Raw genomic sequence first — 25,660 nt, 5'->3', positions numbered from 1 at the left:
ATTTCCTTTGTCCATCTCACAAAACATTCCTTCCTTTGCATATAGCTAATTATTAAAACTAATATACATGAAACTAAACAAACTCATTCTTCCTCTGGCCTGCATCCTATTGGCCGGGAATGTAAGTGTAGCACAGATCATGCCGTGGGAAAACCGGACGGAGACGGACGGCGATCCATTCGCACAAGGCGAAGCGAGCGCGGCAAAGGGTAAACTCCATCTCGAAGACGTCGTCGGCGGACGGTTAGTGCAGACCAAAGGCATCGGCGCCATGACGTGGATGAAAGACGGCGAACGGTACAGCCGGATGGAACCGAACGCCACGACAGGCGGCATGGATATCGTCGCCTACCGCGCCAAGGATAACCGGCGGGAAGTTATCATTCCTTCCTCCATGTTTATCGACAAAGAGACCGGCAAACCGATTGCCATCCGCAGCATCTCCTGGAGCGCGGATAACGGGAAGGTCTTGATCTATAACAATACGAAACGGGTATGGCGTTACGACACGCGGGGTGACTACTGGGTGCTGACACTCAAAGACGGCACTTTGCGCCAGTTGGGAAAAGGGCTGCCCGAATCGTCGATGATGTTCGCCAAGTTCTCACCGGACGGGACGCGCGTGGCTTTCGTCTCGGACAATAATCTATATGTGGAAGATGTAGCCTCCGGCAAGATCACACAACTGACGCACGACGGGAGCGAGACGATCGTGAACGGGACTTTCGACTGGGTGTATGAAGAGGAGTTTGCCTGCCGCGACGGATTCCGCTGGAGTCCGGACGGACAATATATCGCCTATTGGCAGAGCGATACGAAGGGGACAGGCGTCTTCGACATCATCAATAATGTGGACTCGATCTATCCGACGATCCTGCATTTTCCCTATCCGAAGGCCGGTTGTACGAACTCGGCTGTCAAAGTCGGATACCTGCCCGCGGGCGGCGGGGCGACGACTTGGGTCGAGATTCCGGGAGACCCGCGTAATAATTACATTCCCCGCATGGAGTTCATCCCCGGAAGCAACGAGCTGTTTATCCAGCAGATGAACCGCCAGCAGAATACGAACAAAGTGTGGATCGCCGGCATCGGAAGCGCTACACCGCGTAACATCTTCACCGATACGGATGCGGCTTGGTTAGACACGAACGATAATATCCAATGGTTGAAGGATAACACCTGGTTCACTTGGGAGAGCGAGCGCGACGGTTGGCGCCATCTGTATCGCATCAGCCGGGACGGGAAAGAGATCGTGCCGGTCACGAAGGGTGACTTCGATTATATCTCGCCGGTGGGGACGGATCAGCAGAAGGGGTTGGTCTATTTCATCGCTTCTCCTGACAACTTCACGCAACGTTATCTCTATAGCGCCGAGCTTTTCGGCAAGGGCAATGTGAAACGCCTCAGCCCGATGGACCAGCCGGGACAGCATCGCTATAATATGTCGCCTACCGGGAAGTGGGCGGTGCATACCTATAGCAACGCGGCTACTCCTTCGGTGATCGACATGGTTTCTTTCCCCAAGCATCAATCAGTGCGGGTGATAGAGGATAATGCAAAGGCACGCGAACAATATGCCGCCCTGGGGCTGAACCCGAAAGAGTTTGTCAAAGTGACTTCCGGCGATCTCGAACTGGACGCATGGATGATCAAGCCGGTCGGTTTCGATCCGGCGAAGAAGTATCCCGTTATTATCGAGGTGTATGGCGAACCGGCCAGCTCGACCGTCCAGGATGTATGGGGAGGCGGCGACCTCTGGAACCAATATGTCGCCAACCTCGGATATATCGTGGTAAGCATCGACAACCGGGGGGCCAACACACCGCGAGGACGTGAATGGCGCAAGTGCATCTACGGCGAAGTCGGCACGTTCGCTTCTGAAGACCAGGCACGCGGCATCCAGGATATGGCGCGCCGCTATCCGTTTATCGACACGGCGCGCATCGGTATCACCGGATGGAGCGGCGGCGGAAGCCAGACGCTGAACTCCATGTTCCGCTATCCGGAAGTCTTCCACACGGGTATCGCCATCGCCTTTGTCGCCGACCAGCGCACCTACGACACGATCTACCAGGAGCGTTATATGAATACGCCGCAGAACAACCCGGAAGGCTATCGCAAGGGTTCACCGATCACTTACGCGTCCGGCCTCAAAGGGAACCTGCTGTTGATCCACGGGACAGGCGATGACAATGTCCATTACCAAAACTGCGAGATGTTAGTGAATGAGCTGGTGAAACATGGCAAGATGTTCAGCCAAGTCAGCTATCCGATGCGCAGCCACGGCATTTACGAACGGCCGGGTACGACCTTGCATCTGCGGATGACAATGGCCAAATACTGGTTGGAGCATTTGCCCGCCGGTGGTAAATAATAAAACAATACACCTAACAGAAGTTCGACATGAAACAATTACCGGTTTATTTCTTGATCTTCATCGGGATATTAGCCACCTGTTCCGGAGCTAAGGCTCAATTGATCGAGAAAGCGGGACAACTGATCCAGTCTGCGATCAATGAGCCCCGGCCCGACTCTCTCGCAATGGCTCCGGCCGATACGCTGGACGCTGATACACGTCACAGGCAGGACTCTATCCGCATCCAGGAAATGGCGCTCCAGTTGCAGGAGATGAAGCTGAACGAGATCGTCCTCCGCACCGAACTCGATGACGTCCGCAACCTGAACCAAGTGACCGACTCGCTGAAAAAGGCCGAACAGCGCCGGAGTATCGATTCGCTTCGTGCACTCACTCCGGGCGTTCCCGTCCTGGTAGATGGCGACACGCTGTTCACGTTGTATGCAAAGAGGGGCGGCCTCTCCCCTCTCGACCGTGCAGGCATGATCAACGATGTCCTCCTGAAGATAGGCAAGGACAGAAGCCTGCACCGCGATTCGGTCCACACGCTGGAAAGCGAATATTACATAGACATTATGTATGGCAGCAAGGTGATCGTCAGCATCACCGACCAGGACGCGCTCTGGCAGGGGACGTCACGGCGGGAGCTGGCCGAACAGTATGCGCCTGTCCTGGCAGCCAAGATCAAGGAGTTGAAGGAGGAACACAGTTTGTTGCAAGTGGCCAAGCGCGCGGCTTTATTCGTGCTGGTCCTGGCGATACAATATCTGTTGTTCCGGCTGACGAACTTCCTGTTCCGCAAGTTGCGCCGGCAGATCATACGCTTCAAGCAACAACGGCTCAAGCCGATCATCGTCCGTGACTATGAGTTTCTGAATACGCACAGGCAGGGGCGGATACTGATCTTCTTCAGCAACCTGCTGCGGTATGTCGTGCTACTGATACAATTGATGTTCAGTGTGCCTATGCTCTTCGCTATCTTCCCGCAGACGGAGAAGCTGGCGCTGAAGATCTTCCTCTACATCATAGAGCCGATCAAGATGGTGCTGAAGTCGATTGTGGAATATATACCGAACCTGTTCATCATCCTGGTGATCTGGTACTGCATCAAGTATATCATCAAAGGCATCCAGTATATCGCCAACGAGATCGAGAATGAGAAGCTGAAGATCACCGGATTCTATCCGGACTGGGCACAGCCGACGTTCAATATCATCCGTTTCCTGCTCTATGCCTTTATGATCGCGATGGTTTATCCCTATCTGCCCGGCTCCAACTCCGGTGTGTTCCAGGGGATCTCGGTGTTTGTTGGTCTGATCATCTCGCTCGGTTCCAGTACGGTGATCGGCAATATCATCGCCGGACTTGTCATCACCTATATGCGTCCCTTCAAGCTCGGCGACCGCATCAAGCTGAACGACACGACCGGCAACGTGATCGAGAAGACTCCTTTCGTCACCCGCTTGCGTACTCCCAAAAACGAAGTCGTGACAATACCGAACGCTTTCATCATGTCGTCCCATACGGTCAACTACAGTGCCTCGGCCCGCCAGTTCGGGCTGATTATCCATACCACGGTCACGATCGGCTACGACGCTCCCTGGCGGCAAGTCCACCAACTGCTGATCGATGCGGCACGTAGTACGCATGGTGTCCTGGCCCATCCGAAACCGTTCGTACTGGAGACTGAACTACAGGACTATTATCCTTGTTATCAGATCAACGCCTATATCAAAGATGCCGACCAGTTGGCACAGATCACTTCCGATTTGCACCAGAACATCCAGGACACCTTTAATGAGGCTGGCGTAGAAATCATGTCGCCGCACTACTTTGCCGGACGTGACGGAAGCGCCTCGACAATCCCGGAAGACTATCTGAAAAGTAAATAAAAGTACTTTTTATCTGAAATAGTTAAAAAGGCCCTCTGCAAAAACAAAATGCAGGGGGTCTTTTGTTATATCTCCAAAAGTCACTAAATCTCTAAATAAAAAGCACAAAATGAAAAAGTATTTTATCGCAGTAGCAGCACTGGCATTCTTGGCTGCATGTAGCGGGAAGGCTGCAAAAGACGCTCCCGTATTAGTAGAAGAAGAAAGTATCGCCATGGCCGAAGCAGCTCCTGACGCTCCTTCCCTGCCGGAATTGCCGGTAGTAAAGGCCAAACCGGCTAAGCCTATCAATATGCGCGACTCCTTGAAACTGGACCCGAAAAAGGGTGCGGTCGTACAGAAAAAATATAAAGGAACTATTCCGGCTGCCGATGGTCCCGGTATCGTTTACGACCTGACGGTGTTCTATCAGCAGGATAGCGAAGACGGTGTTTACGAACTGGATGCCACCTATTTAGAAGCTGAAAACGGCAAAGACCAGACATTCACTTCCACCGGTAAACGCCAAGTGAAAAAAGGGACTCCTGCCGATGCAAGCGCAGTCGTATATGAGCTGATTCCAAGCGATGGCAGCATGGTATTTTATTTCCAGGCAGAAGGCGATAGCCTGACCATGTTGAATCAGGAATTACAAAAAGCCGCCTCCGACCTTAATTATACGCTAAAACTCGTTCAGTAAATCAAAACATCTTCACAGCACATCTTTGTATAAATAGAAAAGAGGCACCCCAATCCTACTGTGGGGTAGCCTCTTTTTAATTGATAATTGAAAATACCTTATTTTCTTTTTCAATTTATTTGATTCCTAACTTTGATTTGATAGCTTTAGGAAGAGCATCTTTGTGAACAACGATGTTCATGGTTTTGTAACGGACAAAGGCTTTGGATGCGTACCAGATGCCTTCATATTTGTTGGCTGTACCCCAAGAGTTCTTCACCATGTAGTATTCGTTGCCTTCCTGATCTTTTGCAATACCGTATATCTGCATACCGTGATCATCGGTCGTTTCGTAGTTGTCATAAGCTAACTGACGTTCTGCCTGTGTACACCATTTCTGAGGCTGCGGCTTTGTATTCAGTTTCTTTTCTTCCGGTTTTAATTTCAACCAATGAGCCATGTCGGAGCCACTCAGTTCCTGGATCTTGTCATCATCAGGCATAACAGCTACACCATCGCGGGTAAAGCCGGATTCGCTCACGTCAGAACCCCAGGCAATCGTATAGCCGGTGTTAATAGCATTATCAAACACTTCCATCAGCTCGTCGATTGGCAAGTTGTAAGACGTGCCGTGACGCCAGTTATCCTGGATTTCGAGAGGGAACTGGGTGTAGAACGGACGATGCGTATAAGATGTCAAAGACACATAGTCGGAAGGATTCAAACCGGTAGATTTATAGAAAGACTGCGGAGTATATTCTTTGCCTTTATAAGTAAACTTCTCCGGGGCTTTTCCCAAATAGATCTCATGGACGGCAGCAACCGCCTTTTTCCATAACATGGCGTTGTTTTCGTCCGACTGCAATTTACGCAGTTTGCCTTTGGCTATAGCAGCCACCATCGCATCTGTAAGAGCAGAGAGTTCGGTATGGTTGCTCAATGTATCGCCATACATCACACCCGGGCGCATTTCCTCTTCCGGAACCAGGCCGAAAGCCTCCATCCCATACATCACGTCATAGAAAGAACCTCCTTGTGAAAAGGATACATCTCCGTGAGTACGCACAGCTGCATCTGCACGATCCAGATAGGTGTTATAAACCGTAAACATTTCGGATAAATCATATTCACCCTTTCCCATACGGAGCAATTCCGATTCCAGGAATGCCATTGTGGAATAGCACCAGCAGGTTCCGGCGCGATTCTGGTTCTTGATCGAAGTGATCGGGTTCTCCTTTACCGTGGTAAACACAAATCCTTCTTCATTTTCTTTCTTTTCTGAATCCTGGGCATTGATTGTTGCAGACATCGTCATGGCGAACAGCATACCAACTGCAAAAATTGTCTTTTTCATGTAATTCTATTTATATTTATGTTATCTGATTAATTTTGAAAGACAAAGATACAGCTTTAATTGACAACAGACAAAACTTAAGTAGTATCTTTGTCCGACATAATAACTGTAACATAAGAAAAAATGAAGATCACAATTATCGGCGCCGGAAATATCGGGGGCGCCATAGCACGGGGATTGGCAAAAGGTCATATGTTTAAAGCATCCGACATCACTTGTACGGCGCAATCGGAAGCGACCCTGGAGAAAATGAGGAATACAAATCCTGATTTTGTCCTGTCTCTCGACAATGTCGAGGCGGTCAAAAGTGCCGACATTATCGTTGTTGCCGTAAAGCCCTGGCGTGTTGAGGAAATCATCGACCAAATCAAAGGCGTACTTAACTACGACAAACAAATAATCGTTTCCGTTGCCGCAGGTATCACATTCGATCAACTGAACACCTACCTGACCAAAAATACGGGATTCGACGACTGCCTGGCTACTCCGACCATCATCCGTATCATGCCCAATACGGCGATAGAAGTGCTTAGCAGCATGACTTTCGTTGCCGCCCGTAATGCCTCTAAAGAGCAAACGGATCTGATCATTAATATCTTCAACGAATTAGGGAATGCGATGTTGGTCGAAGAGCGCCTGATGTCTGCCGGAACGGCTTTGGCTTCGAGCGGTATTGCATTCGCCCTGCGTTATATCCGTGCAGCTATCGAAGGCGGTGTGGAATTAGGTTTTTACCCGAAGCAGGCACAGGAGATCGTAGTCCATACGGTGAAAGGTGCTGTCGACCTCTTACTGGAAAACAAAAGCAATCCGGAAATGGAAATAGATAAGGTAACGACTCCCGGAGGTATCACCATCAAGGGACTGAACGAAATGGAACTTTCCGGCTTCACCTCTTCCGTTATCCGGGGATTGAAGGCAAGCAAATAATGATATACCTGTTACTTTTGGCTTGATCCAAAAGTAACAGGTATATCATTATTGGAGGTTCAAACTGCTATTTCTTCATAGCTTTCCGACGGTCCAGTTCCGCCTTCAGCATACGAAGTTCACGGCTGGTTTGTCCGGCAACCGAAGTGTTTTCTTCGGCACGGCGGATCAGATAAGGCAAAACATCCCGCACTTTGGCATACGGCACATATTTGGTCACGTTATAACCTTCATGGGCCAGGTTAAAAGAGATATTATCGCTCATTCCCAATAGCTGGGCGAAAAAGATGCGGGGATCGTCGCGCTTCAAGCCTTTTTCATCGATCAGCTTGGCCAGTTTATAGTTGCTCTCTTCGTTATGCGTTCCCATAAACATTTCGAAATGTTCGAGATGATCCATGGTGAAACGGACTGCCGCGTCATAGTTCTCATCCGTCGCCTGCTTGTCCTTGCAGATCGGGTCGGGATATCCCAAAGCGGCTGCCCGGGCACGTTCGGCTTCCATATAAGCACCACGTACGAATTTCACACCGGCAATATATCCTTTCTCTTTCGCATCATCCAAGATACGGCGCAGGTACGGCATACGGTCATGGCGATACATCTGCAAGGTAGCAAATACGATTGCGCGTTTCTTATTGTATTTACGCATGGCCTCGTCGGTCAGGGCATCGAGTGCATCCTGGAAACAATAGTCTTCCGCATCCACAATCAGGCGCACATCGTTGTCGTAAGCACGCTGGCAAAAAGCCATAAAGCGTTCTTTGAATTCACGATACGCCCTTACTTCTTCGATGGTCAGTTCCTCATGCTTTTCCGAAGCCTTGGCAAGAAGTTCGTCTGTTATGATCGTGGAAGGTTTGAATACGGCATAAGCCAGATTATCATTTCCCTTTGCAAAATCAATCGAACGCATGGTCTCCTCAAAAGTTGCCTGTATTCCTTCGGGCGTTTGCTCGCCTTCGGCAGAGAAGTCGAGGGTGGAGCGCACATTGAACTTCCGCAGGTGATCGATTGCTTTTGAACAGTCCTGCAAAGTTTCACCTCCGACAAATTGTTTATACAAGGTCGGCTTGACAGCCCACCCCAACGGAAAATGGATATTCAAAGCAATATTACTTGCTACGCTGGCACATTTCACCAGCCACGGATACTTAATTGTATTGAACAGCAAATAAGCATTTTTCAGCTCAGACTGCGATTTGGCAGAGAAAGCAATTTCGGTATTATTAAAATCTAACATGGTATTTGATATTAGTTGACAGTCAACATATATAAAGAATGAGCCGGCATGCCGTTTTACAAAATGTGCCAATCACCAATTCATAAGAGAGACTCTTTCATTGGCATATTGGCACATTCTAATTATCGGCTCATTATTTAATTAATTACTTTTCTCCAAGAAACGGATAACCATAGCTTGTCGGCGAAACTAACGCCTCCTTGATACAACGGGCATTCGTCCAGCGAATCAGGTTCAACGGTCCGCCGGCCTTATCATTCGTACCGGAAGCACGCGAGCCGCCAAACGGCTGCTGGGCTATAACAGCACCGGTCGGTTTATCGTTGATATAGAAGTTACCCGCAGCATAACGCAGTTTATTGAATGCCAGATCGATCGCATAACGGTCGCGTGCAAAAATAGAACCGGTCAAACCGTACGGAGATGTGCGGTCGCAAAGTTCGAGTGTCTCTTCGTATTTATTATCATCATAAACGTAGATCGTGATAACCGGACCGAAGATTTCTTCCACCATACTCTTGAACATCGGGTCCGTAGTCTGGATAACAGTCGGTTCGACAAAGTAACCCACAGACTTGTCACCGTTTCCACCGAAAACGATTTCTGCATCCGGAGACTGTTTTGCATAGTTGATATAACTCATGATGTTGTCGAACGATGCTTCATCGATAACCGCATTGACAAAGTTCGTGAAGTCCTGGACATCTCCCATTTTGATTTCTTTCAGCATATCGCCGACATAATCCTTCACTTCTTTCCAGAGTGAAGCAGGGATATAGGCACGTGAACCAGCCGAACATTTCTGTCCCTGATATTCAAATGCACCACGAACGATGGCCGTTGCGACATCCAAAGCCGGAGCAGAAGGATGAACGAAGATAAAGTTCTTGCCACCTGTCTCGCCGACAATCTTCGGGTACGATTTATAATGTCCCAGATTCTCACCGATCTGGCGCCACAACGTATTAAATGTAGAAGTTGAACCGGTGAAATGGAAACCACCTAAGTCACGGCTGGCTGTTACGACCTTGCCGATCACGCTTCCCTGTCCCGGAATAAAGTTGACAACGCCGTCAGGCAAGCCGGCTTCCTGGAATACTTTCATCAGGAAGTAGTTGGAATGGATAGCTGTTGTCGACGGTTTCCAGACTGCCACATTCCCCATCATAGCGGGACCCATGTTCAGATTGGAAGCGATAGAAGTAAAGTTGAACGGCGTGAGCGAGAACACAAACCCTTCCAAAGCACGGTATTCCATCCGGTTCAGGATACCTGTTTCCGAATAGGGCTGATCAGCATATATCTGGCTGGCATAGAAGGTACTGAAACGAAGGAAGTCGATCAATTCGCAAGGTGCATCGATCTCAGCCTGGAACGGATTCTTGCTCTGTCCCAACATAACGGATGCATTCAACATATAACGATATTTGGTGGAAAGCAATTCTGCTACACGCAACATGACCGAAGCGCGTTCTACCCACGGGAGTTCGGACCATTCCTTATGCGCCTTCATGGCAGCATCGATAGCCATTTGCACCTCTTTCTCTCCTGCTTTATGATAGGTGGCCAATACATGATGGTGATCATGCGGCATCACGACTTTACCGGTATTACCCGTACGGATTTCTTTACCTCCGATAACCAATGGGATATCCCATTCTTCAGAAGAAAGCTGTGCAAGAGCCTTTTTCAAGGATGATTTTTCACTTGAACCGGGAGCGTATGCTTTTACCGGCTCATTGATAGGCTTGGGAAAACTAAAAAGTGCGTTGTCCATAGTATATCTTAAATTTATTAAGTGTTCAAAGACTGATTATTTCAGCGCCGTAAACATAATCAATAATTTTTTAAAAGAAGAGACAGAAGCGTTAAATTAAATTTAAATCAAAACGTCAGGATATTTCCGTCCAACATCAACAATTCAAGCCATAGGGCTGTTATCTTAACATATTAATCATCTTAAATGTAAAAGATATGGCTATAAAGAGTGTTTGGATAGAAGAAGATTGTATCGCTTGCGGTACATGCGAAGGCATTTGTCCTGAAGTATTCCAGGTTACAGACCGCTCACGTGTAAATGAAGGAGTAAACTTCAATGATTATGAAGAAGGAATAAAAGAAGCTGCCGAAAGTTGCCCGGTTAGCGTCATCAAATACGATTAAGTATTTTCTCGCACGATTCCGCTAAATTTAATAAACTATCATTCAGCAACCTACCGTTTCCTACCGGAAGAAACGCCCGTTCCCCTTGCGGGGAACGGGAATTTCCTCCGCAGGAAACGGGAATTTCCTGCCGGGGAAACGGGCGTTTCTCCTATAGGAAACTGTAAATACCTTTAAAACATACCCCACCCCTCCTCCTCCAAATAACTAAATAACATTACATTCTTCTTTTCTTAGACATTTTGCTTTTTATTCCTATCTTTGGCGCATCATAAATATAATAATCAACGGAGATGAACGAACAGATAAAACAAATTGCGGAGCGTTTGGCCGGACTTCGGGATGCATTGGAAATCACACCTGAAGAAATGGCCGGGGTTTGCAACCTGACTCCCGAACAGTATATGAAGCTGGAAAGCGGTACTGTAGATATTTCAGTAAGTGTATTGCATCAGATTTCGCAGGCTTACGGTGTAGAGCTGACGACGCTGATGTTCGGTGACGAACCAAAGATGAGTAGCTACTTTATTACCCGTAAGGGAAAAGGTATTGCCGTGGAACGGACCAAAGCCTATAAATACCAGTCGCTTGCCGCCGGTTTTGCCGGACGCAAAGCAGACCCGTTCATGGTTACCGTCCATCCGACTCCGGACGAAACACCGATTTACCTGAACTCGCATCCCGGACAAGAGTATAATATGGTACTGAAAGGCCGCATGCTGTTACAAATCAACAATAAAGAACTGATACTGGAAGAAGGCGACAGTATCTATTTCAACTCCGAACTGCCGCACGGAATGAAAGCGCTCGACGGAGAAAAGGTCAGTTTTCTGGCAATAATACTGTGATGATTTATGATTCATCATTCATAATTCATCATTCATAATTCACAATTACCATCATGTTAGAAAGATTCATAGACAAAACGACCTTTGAGTCGCAGGAAGATTTTATAAAGAATTTCAAGATAAAAGTTCCGGAGAACTTCAACTTCGGATATGACGTAGTAGATGCATGGGCGGAAGAAGAGCCCGATAAGAAAGCGCTGTGCTGGACAAACGACCAGGGAGAACATATCGACTTTACCTTTGCCGACCTGAAGAAATATACCGACCGGACAGCCGCCTATTTCCAGTCGCTGGGGATCGGCCACGGCGATATGGTCATGCTGATATTGAAACGCCGTTATGAGTTCTGGTTCTCGATCATTGCACTGCATAAATTGGGAGCGGTAGTGATCCCGGCCACCCACCTGCTGACGAAGAAAGACATCGTCTACCGTGCAAACGCCGCCGATATCAAGATGATCGTCTGTGCCGGCGAAGAAGTGATCACCAAGCACATCATCGACTCGTTGCCCGACTCACCTTCTATAAAGAGCGTCGTTTCGGTTGGCCCCGAAATTCCCGAAGGGTTCGAGGATTTCCACAAAGGCCTTGAAAGCGCAGCTCCGTTCGTACGTCCGGAACATCCGAACAGCAACGACGACATATCACTGATGTATTTCACTTCCGGCACCACCGGCAACCCGAAGATGGTTGCACACGATTTCACCTACCCGCTGGGGCATATCGTGACAGGAAGTTTCTGGCACAACCTGCATAAAGACAGCCTCCACCTGACTATCGCCGATACCGGCTGGGGGAAAGCCGTATGGGGAAAACTCTACGGACAGTGGATTGCGGGAGCGACCGTATTCGTGTACGACCACGAGAAGTTCACGCCTGCCGATATGTTGCAGATGATACAGGACTACCACATCACGTCGTTGTGCGCACCTCCGACGATCTTCCGTTTCCTGATACGCGAAGACCTGACGAAATACGACCTGTCGTCCCTCCAATACTGCACCATTGCCGGTGAAGCCTTGAACCCTGCCGTATTCGACACGTTCTACAAACTGACCGGCATCAAGCTGATGGAAGGTTTCGGGCAAACGGAAACGACCCTGACCGTCGCCACTTTCCCGTGGATGGAACCGAAGCCCGGTTCGATGGGCGTCCCCAATCCGCAGTACGATGTAGACCTGCTGCGCCCGGACGGTTCACGTGCGGAAGACGGCGAACAGGGACAGATCGTGATCCACACGACAAACGGCAAACCGATCGGCCTCTTCAAAGAATATTACCGGGATGCCGAACGTACACACGAAGCATGGCACGACGGACTGTATTACACCGGCGATGTCGCCTGGCGTGACGAAGACGGCTACCTCTGGTTCGTAGGCCGTGCCGACGATGTGATCAAGAGTTCCGGCTACCGCATCGGCCCGTTCGAAGTGGAAAGCGCCCTGATGACACACCCGGCGGTCGTCGAATGTGCCATCACAGGTGTTCCCGACGAAATCCGCGGACAGGTGGTAAAAGCGACTATTGTCCTGGCGAAAGACTACAAGGATAAAGCCGGCGACGCCCTGATCAAGGAATTGCAGGACCATGTCAAAAAGGTGACGGCCCCGTACAAATACCCGCGTGTCGTCGAGTTCGTAGACGAACTACCGAAGACGATCAGCGGCAAGATACGTCGTGTCGAGATCCGAGATAAAGACAAGAAATGAAACGTATTGCCGTAAAGATAGGTAGCAACGTGCTCACCCGCAAGGATGGCACGTTGGATATTACCCGGATGTCCGCCTTAGTGGATCAGGTGGCCGAGCTGCACCGCAAAGGTGTGGAGGTCGTCCTCATCTCCTCCGGTGCGGTCGCTTCGGGACGCAGCGAGATAAAGGCCGGCAAAAAGTTAGACTCCGTCTCCGCCCGCCAGTTGTATTCCGCTGTCGGGCAAGCCAAACTGATCAACCGGTATTACGAGCTGTTCCGTGAACATGGTATGACCTGTGGTCAGGTGCTCACCACAAAGGAGAACTTCGGCAGCCGCACGCATTACCTCAACCAGAAACACTGCATGGAGGTAATGCTCGAAAATAAAGTGATTCCCATCGTGAACGAAAACGACACGATATCGGTTACAGAATTGATGTTCACGGACAACGACGAGCTATCCGGGCTGATCGCCACCATGATGGGAATGGATGCCTTGATTATCCTGAGCAACATCGACGGAATCTATAACGGCAACCCGTCCGACCCGTCCTCCACGGTCATCCGCGAAATAGACGGAGGCAAGGAAGACTTATCGGAATATGTGCAAGCCAGCAAGTCCTCGTTCGGCCGCGGCGGTATGCTAACCAAATGCAGCATTGCACAGAAGGTGGCAGACGAAGGCATCACGGTCATCATCGCCAACGGCAAGAAAGACAACATCCTGACGGACTTGCTCGCAAAAGACAGCCGGACTGTCTGCACGCGCTTCATCCCGTCCGCCAGACCTGTCAGTAGCGTGAAGAAGTGGATCGCCCACTCCGAAGGCTTTGCCAAAGGCGAGATACACATCAACGGGGGGGCGGAAGAGGCGTTGTTAGGCCCAAAGGCAACCAGTATCCTGTTGGTCGGCGTGACCCGGATCATAGGCGACTTCGAGAAAGACGACATCGTCAAGATCATCAACGAGGAAGGCACCCAGTTAGGCGTCGGATGCGCAGGTTACGACAGTACGGAAGCACGGGAACTGATCGGTAGCCGGGATAAGAAGCCGTTGGTACATTACGATTATTTGTATCTGGATTAATAAATAGAAGAGAGTATGAAGAAGTATTGGTTATCATTCGCATCAGTCCTGATGATTGTAGTTGGACTACTTAGAGGCATGGGAGGCGTCACTCTCCTGACACACGGGGATAAAGTGAACTTGGGACTACCCGTCACAGCTTCGCCTGCCGAGTTGAAAATAGCAGCCTACAGCCTGATTGCGGTATGTCTCCTGCTTGTCATCTCCGCCGTCAGCCTGACGATACGCAGGCTTGTATCGAACTACGCATTCTGCTGGGCGAGCCTCCTGCTCTTCCTGGCGAGCGGCCTTGTCAACGGCTTCCTCCTGTTCGGACATCCGTTAGGTAGCGGCCAGCTTATCAACTGGGGCGTGAGCTTCGTCATCGGGCTTTGCTTAGTGTTAGGGAAGGATGCCGTCCATCCGAAATATATACAGAGCTACGAAAAGTAACAAGGAGCATACGACCATGATAAACGAATTACTGCAACAAACCCTCGCCGCTTCGCGCCAGTTAGTCACGCTGGACGATGCCATCATCAACCGCATCCTCACCGACACGGCTTCGGCTTTGCTGTCGCGCCAAGCGGAAGTCCTGGCTGCCAACGCAGAAGACTTGCAGCGCATGGACCCTGCGAATCCGAAATACGACCGCCTGAGACTGACGGAAGAACGCCTCGCAGGCATTGCCGGAGACATGAAAAACGTCGCCTCCCTACCGTCGCCGCTTGGGAAACTGTTAAGCGAAACGATACGCCCGAACGGCATGGTGATCCGGAAAGTGACTGTTCCCTTCGGCGTGATCGGCGTCATCTACGAAGCGCGCCCGAACGTCACTTTCGACGTCTTCTCCCTCTGCTTCAAGAGCGGGAACGCCTGCGTGCTGAAAGGCGGTTCGGATGCCGACAGCTCCAACCGCGCCTTAGTGGCGATCATCCACGACGTACTGGCGAAACAAGGAGTCGATCCCGCCGTCTGCACGCTCCTGCCGCCCGACCGCGAAGCGACGACCGAACTGCTGAACGCCGTCGGCTTAGTGGACCTTATCATTCCCCGGGGCAGCAGTTCGCTGATCAATTTCGTCCGCGACCATGCCCGCGTGCCGGTCATCGAGACGGGCGCCGGCATCTGCCACACCTATTTCGACAAGGACGGCGACAAAGAGAAAGGACGCGAGATCGTCAACAATGCCAAGACACGCCGCGTCAGCGTCTGCAACGCCTTAGACTGCCTGATCGTCCATCGCGACCGGTTGGACGACCTGCCTTATCTGTGCGGCAAACTGTCAGGAAGCAACGTCGTTATCTATGCCGACGAACCCGCCTTTGCCGCCCTGTCGGGCAGCTATCCCGCCGCTTTGCTCCAGCCCGCTACGGCAGACAGCTTCGGCACCGAGTTCTTAGACTACAAGATGGCGGTCCGCACGGTCTCCTCTTTGGATGAAGCCCTGCAACATATCGCCCGCTACAGCTCGAAACACAGCGAAAGCATCGTCAGCGAATCAACGGAAGCCATCCGCCGATTCCAGCAACTGGTCGATGCCGCCTGCGTCTACGCCAATGTATCTACGGCTTTCACCGACGGGGCACAGTTCGGTTTCGGAGCAGAAATAGGTATCAGCACACAAAAGCTCCACGCCCGCGGCCCGATGGCTCTGCCGGAACTGACGACCTACAAGTACATTATCGAAGGAGACGGGCAGATACGAAAGTAGTGCCAGATCATCCACGACGTAACGGAGAATATCACCGTCAGGATAGCCGGGCTACCGACCGCCAATGCAGAAATGAATTTCCTTTCTCGGCGGATGCCGGCAACCGGCTCCTGAAGAAACCGGACCACGGCCGGTCAAGTTGGCAACCGTGACACCGTTCGAACGCAGAGACGCGTTTCATGGTGGCTCCTTCGCTGGGAATACAGTTAGGTTCGCTGATCGGCGTGCACAACTTCAATATGCCGGGCTGTCTGCGTATCCCGCTGGGGATCATCCTGCCATTGAAGTTTGCCGTCAGTTGCAACAAGGTGGCAGGCCGTCCGGTGGAATGGATCAGCAATATGGAGGTAGATATCCTGTTCTAAAGCGCTTTGCACTTTCCGTGAAAATGTCTACATTTGCGTCTCACTACTAAACAGCATAATATGAGAAACTTCACTTGTGTACAGGACTTGGGCGACCTCAAAAAGGCGCTCGCCGAGGCTTTCGAGATAAAGAAAGACCGTTACCAGTTTACCGAACTGGGTAAGAACAAGACGTTATTAATGATATTTTTCAACTCCAGCCTCCGTACCCGCCTCTCCACCCAGAAGGCAGCCATGAATTTAGGCATGAACACGATGGTGCTCGACGTGAACCAGGGTGCCTGGAAATTAGAAACCGAACGCGGCGTGATCATGGATGGCGACAGGCCTGAACATCTCTTAGAGGCGGTTCCGGTGATGGGCTGTTATTGCGACGTGATCGGCGTACGTTCCTTTGCCCGTTTCGAAAGCAAGGAAGACGATTACAATGAAAAGATATTGAACCAGTTCATCCAACACTCCGGCCGTCCGGTATTCAGTATGGAGGCGGCTACCCGCCACCCGTTGCAGAGTTTCGCCGACCTGATCACCATCGAGGAGTACAAGAAGACAGACCGCCCGAAGGTGGTTATGACCTGGGCGCCGCATCCCAAATCGCTCCCACAGGCTGTTCCGAACAGTTTCGCCGAATGGATGAACGCGACAGACTATGAGTTCGTCATCACCCATCCGGAAGGCTACGAACTGGACCCGCGCTTCGTCGGAAACGCCCGTGTGGAATACGACCAGAAGAAGGCGTTCGAAGGGGCGGACTTTATCTATGCCAAGAACTGGGCGGCCTATGCCGATCCAAACTACGGCAAGGTCCTCAACATGGACCGCAGTTGGACCGTCGACACAGAAAAGATGGCACTTACAAACGATGCCTACTTCATGCACTGCCTCCCTGTCCGCCGCAACATGATCGTGACGGACGACGTGATCGAAAGCCCCCGGAGCATCGTGATCCCCGAAGCCGCCAACCGCGAAATATCGGCACAGACGGTATTGAAGAAAATATTGATGGGGTTGCAATAAGAACCACGTCCATCCAGAGGACGCAGATCGCACTAAAAACGCAGACGGAGGCAGACTTTTATTCTTTGAGGAATATACCTGCGTCCGTCTGTACCCGTCAGCGTAATCAGCGTCCTTCAGATATCCATTACTCCATACTCAAATGAAAGCAAACATACTCTTCCTTTTCACCCTGCTTCTCTTGGGCAGTTGTGACAAACCATTACGATACATCGAGACGAGCGGGAGGTTGCACACCCCTTACAAGATTCGCTACCAATACACCGAACCTCTTGATGACGAAATACATGCCGAACTGAAACGGTATTACCATGCCCTCAATCCGTTCGACTCGCTTTCCATCATCTCGCAGGTCAACCGAAACAAGGATATCGAAGTTGATACCCTCTTCGCCGAAGTATTCCGCAAAGCGATGGAAGTATCTGCCAAAACAAACGGTATTTACGATATTACCAGCGCCCCGCTGATCAACCTCTGGGGATTCGGATTCAGTAAAATGGACAGTGTCACGCCTCGGATGATAGACAGTGTCCGCACCTTCGTCGGCTATAAGAAAATCCGTCTGGAAGGGCGACGGATAATAAAAGACGATCCGCGCATCATGCTGAACTGTTCGTCTATAGGCGACGGATGCAGTTGCGAAGTGATCGCCCGCCTGCTGGAAAGCAAAGGCATTCAAAACTATATGGTCGATATCGGCGGCGAATTTACCACCAAAGGAGTCAATGAGAGAGGTAAATGCTGGCATCTCGGCATCAATAAACCGGTCGACGATTCGATGGGGATCAACCAGGAAATAGAAGAAGTTGTACAGCTCTGCGGCCGTTTCGGTCTTGCCACTTCCGGGGACTACCGTAACTTCTACATCAAAGACGGCAAGAAATACGCCCATACGATTAACCCGCTCACCGGCTATCCTGCCGCCCAGCCAGTCGGAAGCGTCACCGTTATTGCTTCCGACTGCATGACTGCCGATGCCTATGCCACCGCATTTATGGCAATGGGGCGTGAAGAAACCCGCAAAATAAAGGAGCAGCTACCGGATATCGAATATATGTTTATCTATTCGGATGAAAACGGAAAGTTTCAGACTGATTATTCGCCCGGCTTCTCACAATACCTGCAAAAGTAGCTGCATGCGTTTTTACGGTGAGCGTAAAAGCTCGCTTACGATACCCTAAACAGTCCGTTTACGATGATCGTAACAAACCGATTCTCCTGTAATACAAGAGAAACAATGCACTCCCCCTCTGCTTTCCTGCAACTTATTACCGGGTTATTTGTTTTATCTTAAAGCATAAAACACTGATGGCATGGGGTTCAACATTGCAGGCACAGATAAGAAACGGGTCGTTATCATTGGCGGGGGCTTTGGAGGATTAAAGCTTGCCAACAGACTTAAGGGTAGTAATTTCCAAATCGTATTGATTGACAAGAACAACTATCACCAGTTCCCGCCATTACTCTATCAGGTAGCCTCTTCCGGGCTCGAATCGAGTTCCATCTCCTTCCCTTTCCGCAAGATATTCCAAAAACGGAAAGACTTCTTTTTCCGGCTTGCCGAAGTGAAAGCGATCGTACGGGAAAAGAACCTGATACTGACCTCTATCGGAGAACTGAAATATGATTACCTAATAATCGCTTCCGGCACAGTCACCAACTTCTTCGGGAATGAGGTTATCGAAAAACAAACGCTGCCGATGAAAACTATCGAAGAGGCTCTTATCCTGCGCAACACGCTCCTCTCTAATTTCGAGAAAGCGACGATCTGCACCGATCCGCAAGAGAAGCAGGCCTTGATGAATGTCGTCATCGTTGGCGGGGGTGCTACAGGTGTCGAGATATCGGGCGTACTGGCGGAGATGAAACATTTCGTCCTGCCTAAAGATTATCCAGACCTGAAACAATCGGAGATGAATATTTACTTAGTGGAAGGTTCGCCCCACCTGCTTGCCGCCATGTCGGAAGAGGCGTCGGACAACGCAAAGCGGTTCCTGGAAGGGATGGGCGTCAAAGTCATGCTACAAAAAAAGGTGGTCGATTACAAAGACGATAAAGTCATATTAGACGACGACTCTTCCATCGAAACGAAAACAGTCGTCTGGGTAAGCGGCGTAACAGCCACCCGCTTCGAGCAGATCGACAATAAGGAATTAGGCCGGGGCGGACGTATCCTGGTCAATGAATACAACCAACTGCACGGTTCGGGAAATGTATTCGCCATCGGCGATGTCTGCCTACAAACGGAAACCGACTATCCGAACGGCCATCCGCAGGTTGCCCAGGTCGCCATCCAGCAAGGTCTCCTGCTTGCCGACAACCTGAAACGCATGGAAAAGGGTGAACCGATGAAACCTTTCCATTATAAAAACCTCGGAACATTGGCAACCGTCGGCCGTAACAAAGCTGTCGCCGACCTCCATAAGGTAAAGTTGCACGGCTTTATCGCCTGGCTGGTCTGGATGGGCGTACACCTGCGTTCCATCCTGGGAGTAAAGAACAAGATCATGGTCCTGATCGAATGGGTATGGAGCTACTTCACCTACGACCAGTCCATACGCTTAATCCTGTTCATCCCGAAGAAAGAGCGGAACAAACAAGAGGGATAAATACCGGCGACTTACAGGTTATACGTCAGCGTCACCCAAGTCACCTGTGCGTCGCGATTGCGGATCTGTGTCATTTGCAGGTCTTTTGTATCGACGATCGTTGTTTCTTCGAGGCCGTTGAAGATGTTATTGATGCTCAGGTTGGCACGTAGCTTGCGGTTCATGAAATATTGCGAGATACCGGCGTTGACGCTGGAACGGTGCTTGATCTTCCCTTGCGGGGTAAGCTGGTCGGAGATATAAAAGCCATCGAGCTGTAACTCCGTTGTCGGGGTGATGCTGATGTTGACAGATCCTTTGACATCACCGCAGACCATCGACTTCTTTTCATCATAACCGATTGTGCGCCCGTCGATCTCATCCCGGTAGATATCACCGGATAAACCGATCAACAGCATACGGACCGGTTGCCAGGTTCCGGACAGTTCAAATCCGAAGGTTTGGCTATGGCCGATATTCTCCTTTGTCCAGATCGTCCCGCTTTCACCTGCATCCTCCACCCTGTCCATGATGCGGTTCTTCTTATTCCGGTAGTAAAGGCTCGGTGAGAACCGGAAAGCAGAAGTAGCATACGAATAAGACAATTCGACCGAATGGATCAGTTCGTCTTTCAAATCCGGATTGCCTTTCCAGATATGCGTAGCGTCGCTACGGTCGGTAAACACATTCAGGTAACTGCCGTAAGGGCGGATTACGCGTTGCACGTAGCTCAATACCAACTCTCCGGCTTTATCCGTCTGGTAGCCCAACTTCAAACGGGGGAAGAGATGGAAACGGGAAGTGCTCTTTACCATCGGGTACTTTTCGGCTACATCATCAATCTTATAACGTGTGTCAATCTTTTGCCAGTTCAGTTCACCTTGCACGCCCGCTTCGGCATAGAAACTGCCCCACTTCTTTTCCAAAGCAGCCAGCAACAAGTTCGTACGGCGATTAAAGTTATATTCATTTTCCTTCTGCGGGTCGGACTGCCACTCTCCCGCAGCCAGTTTGTTCCCGTAAGCATAATAGCTCTCATTCTTAAAACGCCCGATATATCCTACACGCAAACGCCAGTCGTCAGCAAAGAGTTTGCCGTAGATAGCAGACAGGTAATAATTATTCTTGTCCTGATTGACATAATAGTTGTCTTCGGCGATAATCTTACCCGTTTCCGGTTTCTCGTTCTTGTATTCGTTATCCTCGTCATACCCGAAATTATTGTAATTGAATACGACGCTCAAACGATCCTGAGGATTGTCGAAGGCATGGCTCCAACGGGCTTCGGCAGCATACGCTTCCTGTCGCTGGTCATTATAACGATGGCGGAACATCACCGGTTGCAGGTTCCCATCCACCAACTTATTGTTATGAATCTTTCCGTAGCGGCTGTAGTCCATCAAGCTGTACAAGCCGTAGACCGTGATCAGGTCATTCGCCGTCAGGTCGTACCCGACACTCAGGTCGGCCAGATGCACATCAGGACGGGCTGCGGCGTTGTTGTTCATGACGGTCGTCCCGGCCTTATTCGCCGTCGACTTGCTGAACGTACGTTTACGGTATTCGCGACGGTAATTATATTTCCCGACGACATGGAACTTACCCGGATGCAGGTTCAGGACCGCACCGACATTATAGCGTTCCTGGAATCCGGTACCCAACGTCAAGACCAGCGGCGAGTCGCCGGCCGTATAAGCCGCGGACGACAAGTTCAGGATTCCCGCATCCCCATCCGGCACCAGCTCGATAGAAGGGGTTGCCGTCATCGACACCCGGTCGAAGAACAACGCCGGAAGCTGGATCAGCATATCCCCGCTATACTCTTCCATCAGCCCGTAGGGCACTCCGTCAATCAACAAACCGGGATGGCTGGAACCACGAAAGGTAATCCCTCCCTCGATATCCGTCACAACGGAAGGCAATAGGCGGAATACATCGGCTGTCGTCCCGGTCAAGCCACTCAGGTTACTGTCCACCTGCAGGCGTTTCACTTCACCGCCGGTCAGGCCGCCAAAGCGTTTCCCCTGGATTTCAACACTCTGCAAGGAGACAGTTTTATCTACAGGAACCTGTGCGAAAGCAGACAGGCTCAAGCAAGCAATAGCCGGAAGGAGTAATAGCGTTCGTTTCATATACATAAATTACATAGGTTTAAAAACAAAAAAAGTCTGTATGTTACACGCATACAGACTGTCCTCATTACTGATTACTGAATGATTATTCAGCAGGAGCAGCTTCAGTTTCAGCAGTCGGAGCTTCAACAGCAGTAGAATCACCTTCAGCAACTGTAGCTTCTTCTGTTGTAGCTTCTTCAGCAGGGGCAACAACTTCTTCTACTGTAGCTTCTGTTTCAGTTTCTGCAACTTCAGTGTTTTCTGCTGATTTGTTGCCACAAGATGCGAATGATACAGCTGCGATAACGGCAGCAAATGCAACTAACTTTTTCATTTTGTTTTCTAATTTAAACGGTCTATAATATCTTCTTGTCTTAAAACGATGCAAATGTATGTATTAATCAAATATGTTGTACAACATAGTGCACTTTTTTTTAAAATATTTTCTACAAGAGTAGCAACAAGCTGATTTACAGACCGGATAAATTGATTAGTAGTTGCTATACAAGTAACGCTTAATACTTTTCTTAGGCGTCTTTTCAAATTCCGTCGGATACAATTGCAGGGCGGAGACGGCCTCGTAAGGAGCTAAAAGTTTGTTAAGTTCGATCCGGTTCTGCTCCATGATGATCGGAAGGTCTTCGTGTGAAACCCCCGTGCCGTCCACCGTATCATAATCCGGATAAACAAGCCCCACCAACTTACCGTCCTTCTCGATTATGATGCTTTCCATAACGAACGGCAGGTTGTTCAGTTTCGATTCGATCTCTTCCGGATATATATTCTGTCCGCTCGCCCCCAAAATCATCGTCTTGCTTCGGCCGCGGATATAAATACGGTTATCGGCGTCGATCGTTCCCAGGTCACCCGTACGCAACCAGCCGTCCTCCGTAAAGACATTGGAAGTCGCTTCCTCGTTCTTATAGTAACCTTTCATCACATTTTCGCCGCTCACCTGGATTTCCCCTACCTTATTATAGGGATCTTCCGAGTCGATGCGCACCTTCATGATACCTTTCAATATCTGGCCGCATGATCCGGGCACATATTCGTCATTATGGTCATAGCTGATCAGCGGTCCGCATTCCGTCATGCCGTAGCCGATCGTGAACGGGAATTTGATCTTATAGAGGAAATTCGTCACCTCTTCATTCATGGCAGCCCCTCCCACGATCACTTCACGGAAACGTCCGCCAAAAGAATCCACCAACTTCTTCCGGATCTGTGCATAGATACGGGAGTCCAAGAGCGGGATGTTCAATGCCACCTTCATCGTCGTTTTGCTAAGTTGCGGCAGGATCATCTTCTTATAAATCTTCTCTAAGATCAACGGAACCGTCAGGATCAGGTTCGGTTTCACCTCTTCGAAGGCTTTCAACAGGATTTTGGGAGAAGGCACCTTACCCAGCAGGTAGACATGCGCCCCGACAGCCATCGGCACTAAGAAATTGAACGCACAACTATAGGCATGCGCCAACGGCAAGAAACAGAGTTCGCGTTCCCCCCTGTACAATACGCCAAGCCCGATGCCGTACATCACATTCCCCGCCAGGTTGTTTCCGGTAAGCATGACGCCTTTGCTGAATCCGGTCGTGCCGGAAGTATAGTTGAGCAGGACCACCTTGTCGTTATCCAGTTCCGCATATTTGATATCGTCCTTACCGAAACCGTCCGGGTACTTCTCCGCCATCTTCTCATCCATCCCTTTCAGGAGCTTTTGGATGCTTTCACCATCGCGCTGATGCAGGCAACGGAAATCGGATAGCGAAAAGACGCCACGTACGTCCTCGATCATTTCTTCTTCCAGCGTATCCCAGATACGATCGCTAACAAAAAGGAAAACCGATTCGGAATGGTTGATAATATGGTGCACATCGTTCGGACTGAAGTCTTGCAGGATAGGCACGATAATCGCCCCGTATGTAACAGCGGCCATATAAACAATGCACCAACGGGCACTGTCTTTCCCGATCAGAGCAATCTTATCCCCCCGCCGTATCTGGCATTCTTCAAATAATATGTGGATACGGGCAATCTCTTTCGCTACATCGGCAAAAGAAAAGGTCGTCCCTTTGCTGTAATCCGTCAAGGCAGGCAGTTCCCAGTTCTTCTTGAAACTTTCCTCATATATTTTGATAAAATTCTCTTGTATCATATCGCACACTGAATTATAATTTGGACAAAAATACAGACTATCCGACAAATACACAACAGATAGCCAGAGTTTAACCCTTACAACAAAATATAAGGAACAATGCATCCCCGCTACAAGAAAACTTATCTACATAGACATAAAAAGATAAGAGTGCCTACTAATTCTATAATCAGTGACTGTGATTACATAATCAGTGCCAGCAATTATATAATCAGTGCCTGTGACTATATAATCGCTGGCACCGATTACAGAATTAGTAGGCATTTAAGAAAGAATTATTCGGAACGAAAAATTCTTTCTCTCCATAGATGCAAGAAATTGTTGTTGCTGAATTGGGTGTGATTGTCCTGAAATGATGATCTATAACTCCCAAATAAACAAAATTTTCCCTATCTTTCGGCAGCCTAATAATATGATATATGAATAAATGGATATTACTACTATGCGGAATATTGGCTGGTTGCCAGAATTCAAATAGACAAGAGGCGGACGATACGGTCTGCCAAACAATCAATATAGCCCCCGTTTTCGATAGAGAGCCAACCGAAATAAAACTGGACGAATGGGCGAAGGACGTACGTTTCATCCCGTTGGAAACGAGCGACTCCGTGTTGTTGACCGGGTACATACCGCAGATTGTCTACTACCAGGATAAGCTGCTTGTCTTCAACAACAATAAAATATACCTCTTCAACCCGGAAGGAAAATTTATCCGGACGATCGGTACCAAAGGCGAAGGACCGGAAGAATATATATCCGCTGGTAATCCGTGGGTCGGCCCCGAAGGCATCCATATCGACGACAACAACAAATGGATCAAGACATACGGATGGGACGGCAAATGGAAACGGACAACACCCGTCCCCCAAAATAAAAACATCAGGGAAGTGCTTCCCCTGCCCGACGGGCGCAATATCGGATACGTCCAGAACATTTCAGGAAAAGAACCGATACGGATGTATCTGTTCCGCGACTCGACCGTGCTGGATTCGATCCCGTATGCCCGGAGCTTCGAGCCGGGGGAAATCACGATGGTGTTCTATAACGAATGCAAAGTATTCTCCTCCCCGTCCGGCAACTATGTGAAGGAGATGTTCAACGACACGATCTTCCGGATCACGAAAGAGAACACGATTATCCCACGCTGGGTGGTGGATGCAGGAAAATACAAGTTGGAAGAAGGGGGACGCTACCGGTTGCAAGACCCGCGCAATAGCCTGTTCAAGGAGAAAAATGCGGCACAGATCAATGTCGTAGGGAACAGCAATAACAAATTGTACCTGACAGCCAACCTGAACAGCAACTCCTATCTGATCGGCTACGATGAAAAAGAGGAGAAAGTGGAAAGCGTCAGGTTGCCCTATCCCGGTCACACGTTCGAGTTCAAGGAAGGGAATACGTTCGTTCCCCGCTTCACCTCCGAAGACGGACGCTACCTGATAGGCTATGAAGTACAAGAGAACGACGAGAACCCGGTCATTATTCTGGCAGAACGTTAAGCAAGC

General features: G+C 49.7%; 21 protein-coding genes. 15 read left to right on the top strand and 6 right to left on the bottom strand.

All coding sequences use genetic code 11. From position 1 onward, the window contains the following. Positions 1–67: 67 nt before the first annotated feature. The 3 genes from ACPYIV_RS00200 (at position 68) to ACPYIV_RS00190 (ending at position 4,927) form a co-directional block, all read left to right on the top strand. Positions 68–2,374, top strand: coding sequence for a S9 family peptidase (locus ACPYIV_RS00200; protein WP_425884937.1), 2,307 nt, complete (start codon positions 68–70; stop codon positions 2,372–2,374). Between the two features lie 29 nt (positions 2,375–2,403). Then, a complete protein-coding gene (locus ACPYIV_RS00195; RefSeq protein ID WP_293739670.1) occupies positions 2,404–4,248 on the top strand; it encodes a mechanosensitive ion channel family protein in 1,845 nt (614 codons plus the stop codon). Positions 4,249–4,357: 109 nt separating this feature from the next. Next, on the top strand, positions 4,358–4,927 hold the full coding sequence (locus tag ACPYIV_RS00190; RefSeq protein ID WP_425884935.1) for a copper resistance protein NlpE N-terminal domain-containing protein: 570 nt from the start codon (positions 4,358–4,360) through the stop codon (positions 4,925–4,927). Positions 4,928–5,042: 115 nt separating this feature from the next. Here the strand turns inward: ACPYIV_RS00190 and ACPYIV_RS00185 are convergent, their stop codons facing one another. After that, a complete protein-coding gene (locus tag ACPYIV_RS00185; RefSeq protein WP_293732034.1) occupies positions 5,043–6,260 on the bottom strand; it encodes an aminopeptidase C in 1,218 nt (405 codons plus the stop codon). Between the two features lie 123 nt (positions 6,261–6,383). On the opposite strand from ACPYIV_RS00185, the gene proC reads away from it, so the two are divergent. Then, positions 6,384–7,190, top strand: coding sequence for a pyrroline-5-carboxylate reductase (gene proC / locus ACPYIV_RS00180; protein ID WP_293732035.1), 807 nt, complete (start codon positions 6,384–6,386; stop codon positions 7,188–7,190). Between the two features lie 67 nt (positions 7,191–7,257). On the opposite strand, the gene ACPYIV_RS00175 is transcribed toward proC, so the two are convergent. Next, positions 7,258–8,433: a proline dehydrogenase family protein gene (locus tag ACPYIV_RS00175; protein ID WP_293732036.1), complete on the bottom strand. Its 1,176-nt coding sequence runs from the start codon at positions 8,431–8,433 to the stop codon at positions 7,258–7,260. Positions 8,434–8,578: 145 nt separating this feature from the next. Next, positions 8,579–10,210, bottom strand: coding sequence for an L-glutamate gamma-semialdehyde dehydrogenase (gene pruA / locus ACPYIV_RS00170; protein WP_425884932.1), 1,632 nt, complete (start codon positions 10,208–10,210; stop codon positions 8,579–8,581). Between the two features lie 197 nt (positions 10,211–10,407). Here pruA and ACPYIV_RS00165 point away from each other — a divergent pair, with 197 nt between their 5' ends. The 10 genes from ACPYIV_RS00165 (at position 10,408) to ACPYIV_RS00120 (ending at position 19,907) form a co-directional block, all read left to right on the top strand. After that, positions 10,408–10,596: a ferredoxin gene (locus ACPYIV_RS00165; protein ID WP_005637036.1), complete on the top strand. Its 189-nt coding sequence runs from the start codon at positions 10,408–10,410 to the stop codon at positions 10,594–10,596. Between the two features lie 293 nt (positions 10,597–10,889). Next, positions 10,890–11,444: a helix-turn-helix domain-containing protein gene (locus ACPYIV_RS00160; RefSeq protein ID WP_293732037.1), complete on the top strand. Its 555-nt coding sequence runs from the start codon at positions 10,890–10,892 to the stop codon at positions 11,442–11,444. Between the two features lie 53 nt (positions 11,445–11,497). Next, positions 11,498–13,153 (top strand): AMP-binding protein, encoded by a 1,656-nt coding sequence (locus tag ACPYIV_RS00155; RefSeq protein WP_293732038.1) that lies wholly within the window; start codon positions 11,498–11,500, stop codon positions 13,151–13,153. Next, positions 13,150–14,223: a glutamate 5-kinase gene (gene proB, locus ACPYIV_RS00150; protein ID WP_301704673.1), complete on the top strand. Its 1,074-nt coding sequence runs from the start codon at positions 13,150–13,152 to the stop codon at positions 14,221–14,223. Before ACPYIV_RS00155 ends, proB begins: the two co-directional genes overlap by 4 nt. Positions 14,224–14,238: 15 nt before the next feature. Next, the gene (locus ACPYIV_RS00145; protein WP_293732040.1) at positions 14,239–14,655 is read left to right on the top strand and encodes a hypothetical protein; all 417 of its coding nucleotides are present in this window, start codon (positions 14,239–14,241) and stop codon (positions 14,653–14,655) included. A gap of 16 nt (positions 14,656–14,671) precedes the next feature. Next, entirely contained in the window at positions 14,672–15,916 is a 1,245-nt protein-coding gene (locus tag ACPYIV_RS00140) for a glutamate-5-semialdehyde dehydrogenase (RefSeq protein ID WP_425884928.1), read from the top strand. Between the two features lie 179 nt (positions 15,917–16,095). Beyond that, the gene (locus ACPYIV_RS00135) at positions 16,096–16,281 is read left to right on the top strand and encodes a hypothetical protein (protein ID WP_293739675.1); all 186 of its coding nucleotides are present in this window, start codon (positions 16,096–16,098) and stop codon (positions 16,279–16,281) included. A 60-nt stretch (positions 16,282–16,341) separates the two neighbouring features. Further along, on the top strand, positions 16,342–17,298 hold the full coding sequence (locus tag ACPYIV_RS00130; RefSeq protein WP_293739676.1) for an acetylornithine carbamoyltransferase: 957 nt from the start codon (positions 16,342–16,344) through the stop codon (positions 17,296–17,298). 142 nt (positions 17,299–17,440) lie between these two features. Beyond that, positions 17,441–18,430 (top strand): FAD:protein FMN transferase, encoded by a 990-nt coding sequence (locus tag ACPYIV_RS00125; protein ID WP_425884926.1) that lies wholly within the window; start codon positions 17,441–17,443, stop codon positions 18,428–18,430. A gap of 181 nt (positions 18,431–18,611) precedes the next feature. After that, positions 18,612–19,907 (top strand): NAD(P)/FAD-dependent oxidoreductase, encoded by a 1,296-nt coding sequence (locus ACPYIV_RS00120; RefSeq protein ID WP_293739678.1) that lies wholly within the window; start codon positions 18,612–18,614, stop codon positions 19,905–19,907. Positions 19,908–19,918: 11 nt separating this feature from the next. Here ACPYIV_RS00120 and ACPYIV_RS00115 read toward each other — a convergent pair whose 3' ends face one another. The 3 genes from ACPYIV_RS00115 to ACPYIV_RS00105 all read right to left on the bottom strand — a co-directional run bounded on the left by ACPYIV_RS00115 (position 19,919) and on the right by ACPYIV_RS00105 (position 24,155). Beyond that, positions 19,919–22,018 carry a TonB-dependent receptor domain-containing protein gene (locus tag ACPYIV_RS00115; protein ID WP_425884923.1) on the bottom strand — a complete coding sequence of 700 codons (2,100 nt, stop codon included), beginning with the start codon at positions 22,016–22,018 and terminating at the stop codon, positions 19,919–19,921. Positions 22,019–22,103: 85 nt separating this feature from the next. Beyond that, positions 22,104–22,334 carry a hypothetical protein gene (locus ACPYIV_RS00110; protein ID WP_425884921.1) on the bottom strand — a complete coding sequence of 77 codons (231 nt, stop codon included), beginning with the start codon at positions 22,332–22,334 and terminating at the stop codon, positions 22,104–22,106. A 156-nt stretch (positions 22,335–22,490) separates the two neighbouring features. Beyond that, positions 22,491–24,155 carry an AMP-binding protein gene (locus ACPYIV_RS00105; RefSeq protein ID WP_293732048.1) on the bottom strand — a complete coding sequence of 555 codons (1,665 nt, stop codon included), beginning with the start codon at positions 24,153–24,155 and terminating at the stop codon, positions 22,491–22,493. 419 nt (positions 24,156–24,574) lie between these two features. Between ACPYIV_RS00105 and ACPYIV_RS00100 the strand changes: the two genes are divergently transcribed. After that, positions 24,575–25,654 carry a 6-bladed beta-propeller gene (locus ACPYIV_RS00100; protein WP_425884919.1) on the top strand — a complete coding sequence of 360 codons (1,080 nt, stop codon included), beginning with the start codon at positions 24,575–24,577 and terminating at the stop codon, positions 25,652–25,654. The last annotated feature ends 6 nt before the right edge of the window (positions 25,655–25,660 follow it).

Source organism: Parabacteroides vesiculifaciens, from assembly GCF_049860805.1.
Lineage (GTDB): Bacteria > Bacteroidota > Bacteroidia > Bacteroidales > Tannerellaceae > Parabacteroides.
The sequence above is the reverse complement of the archived record's forward strand: the minus strand, read 5'-3'. Positions and strand labels throughout refer to the sequence as shown.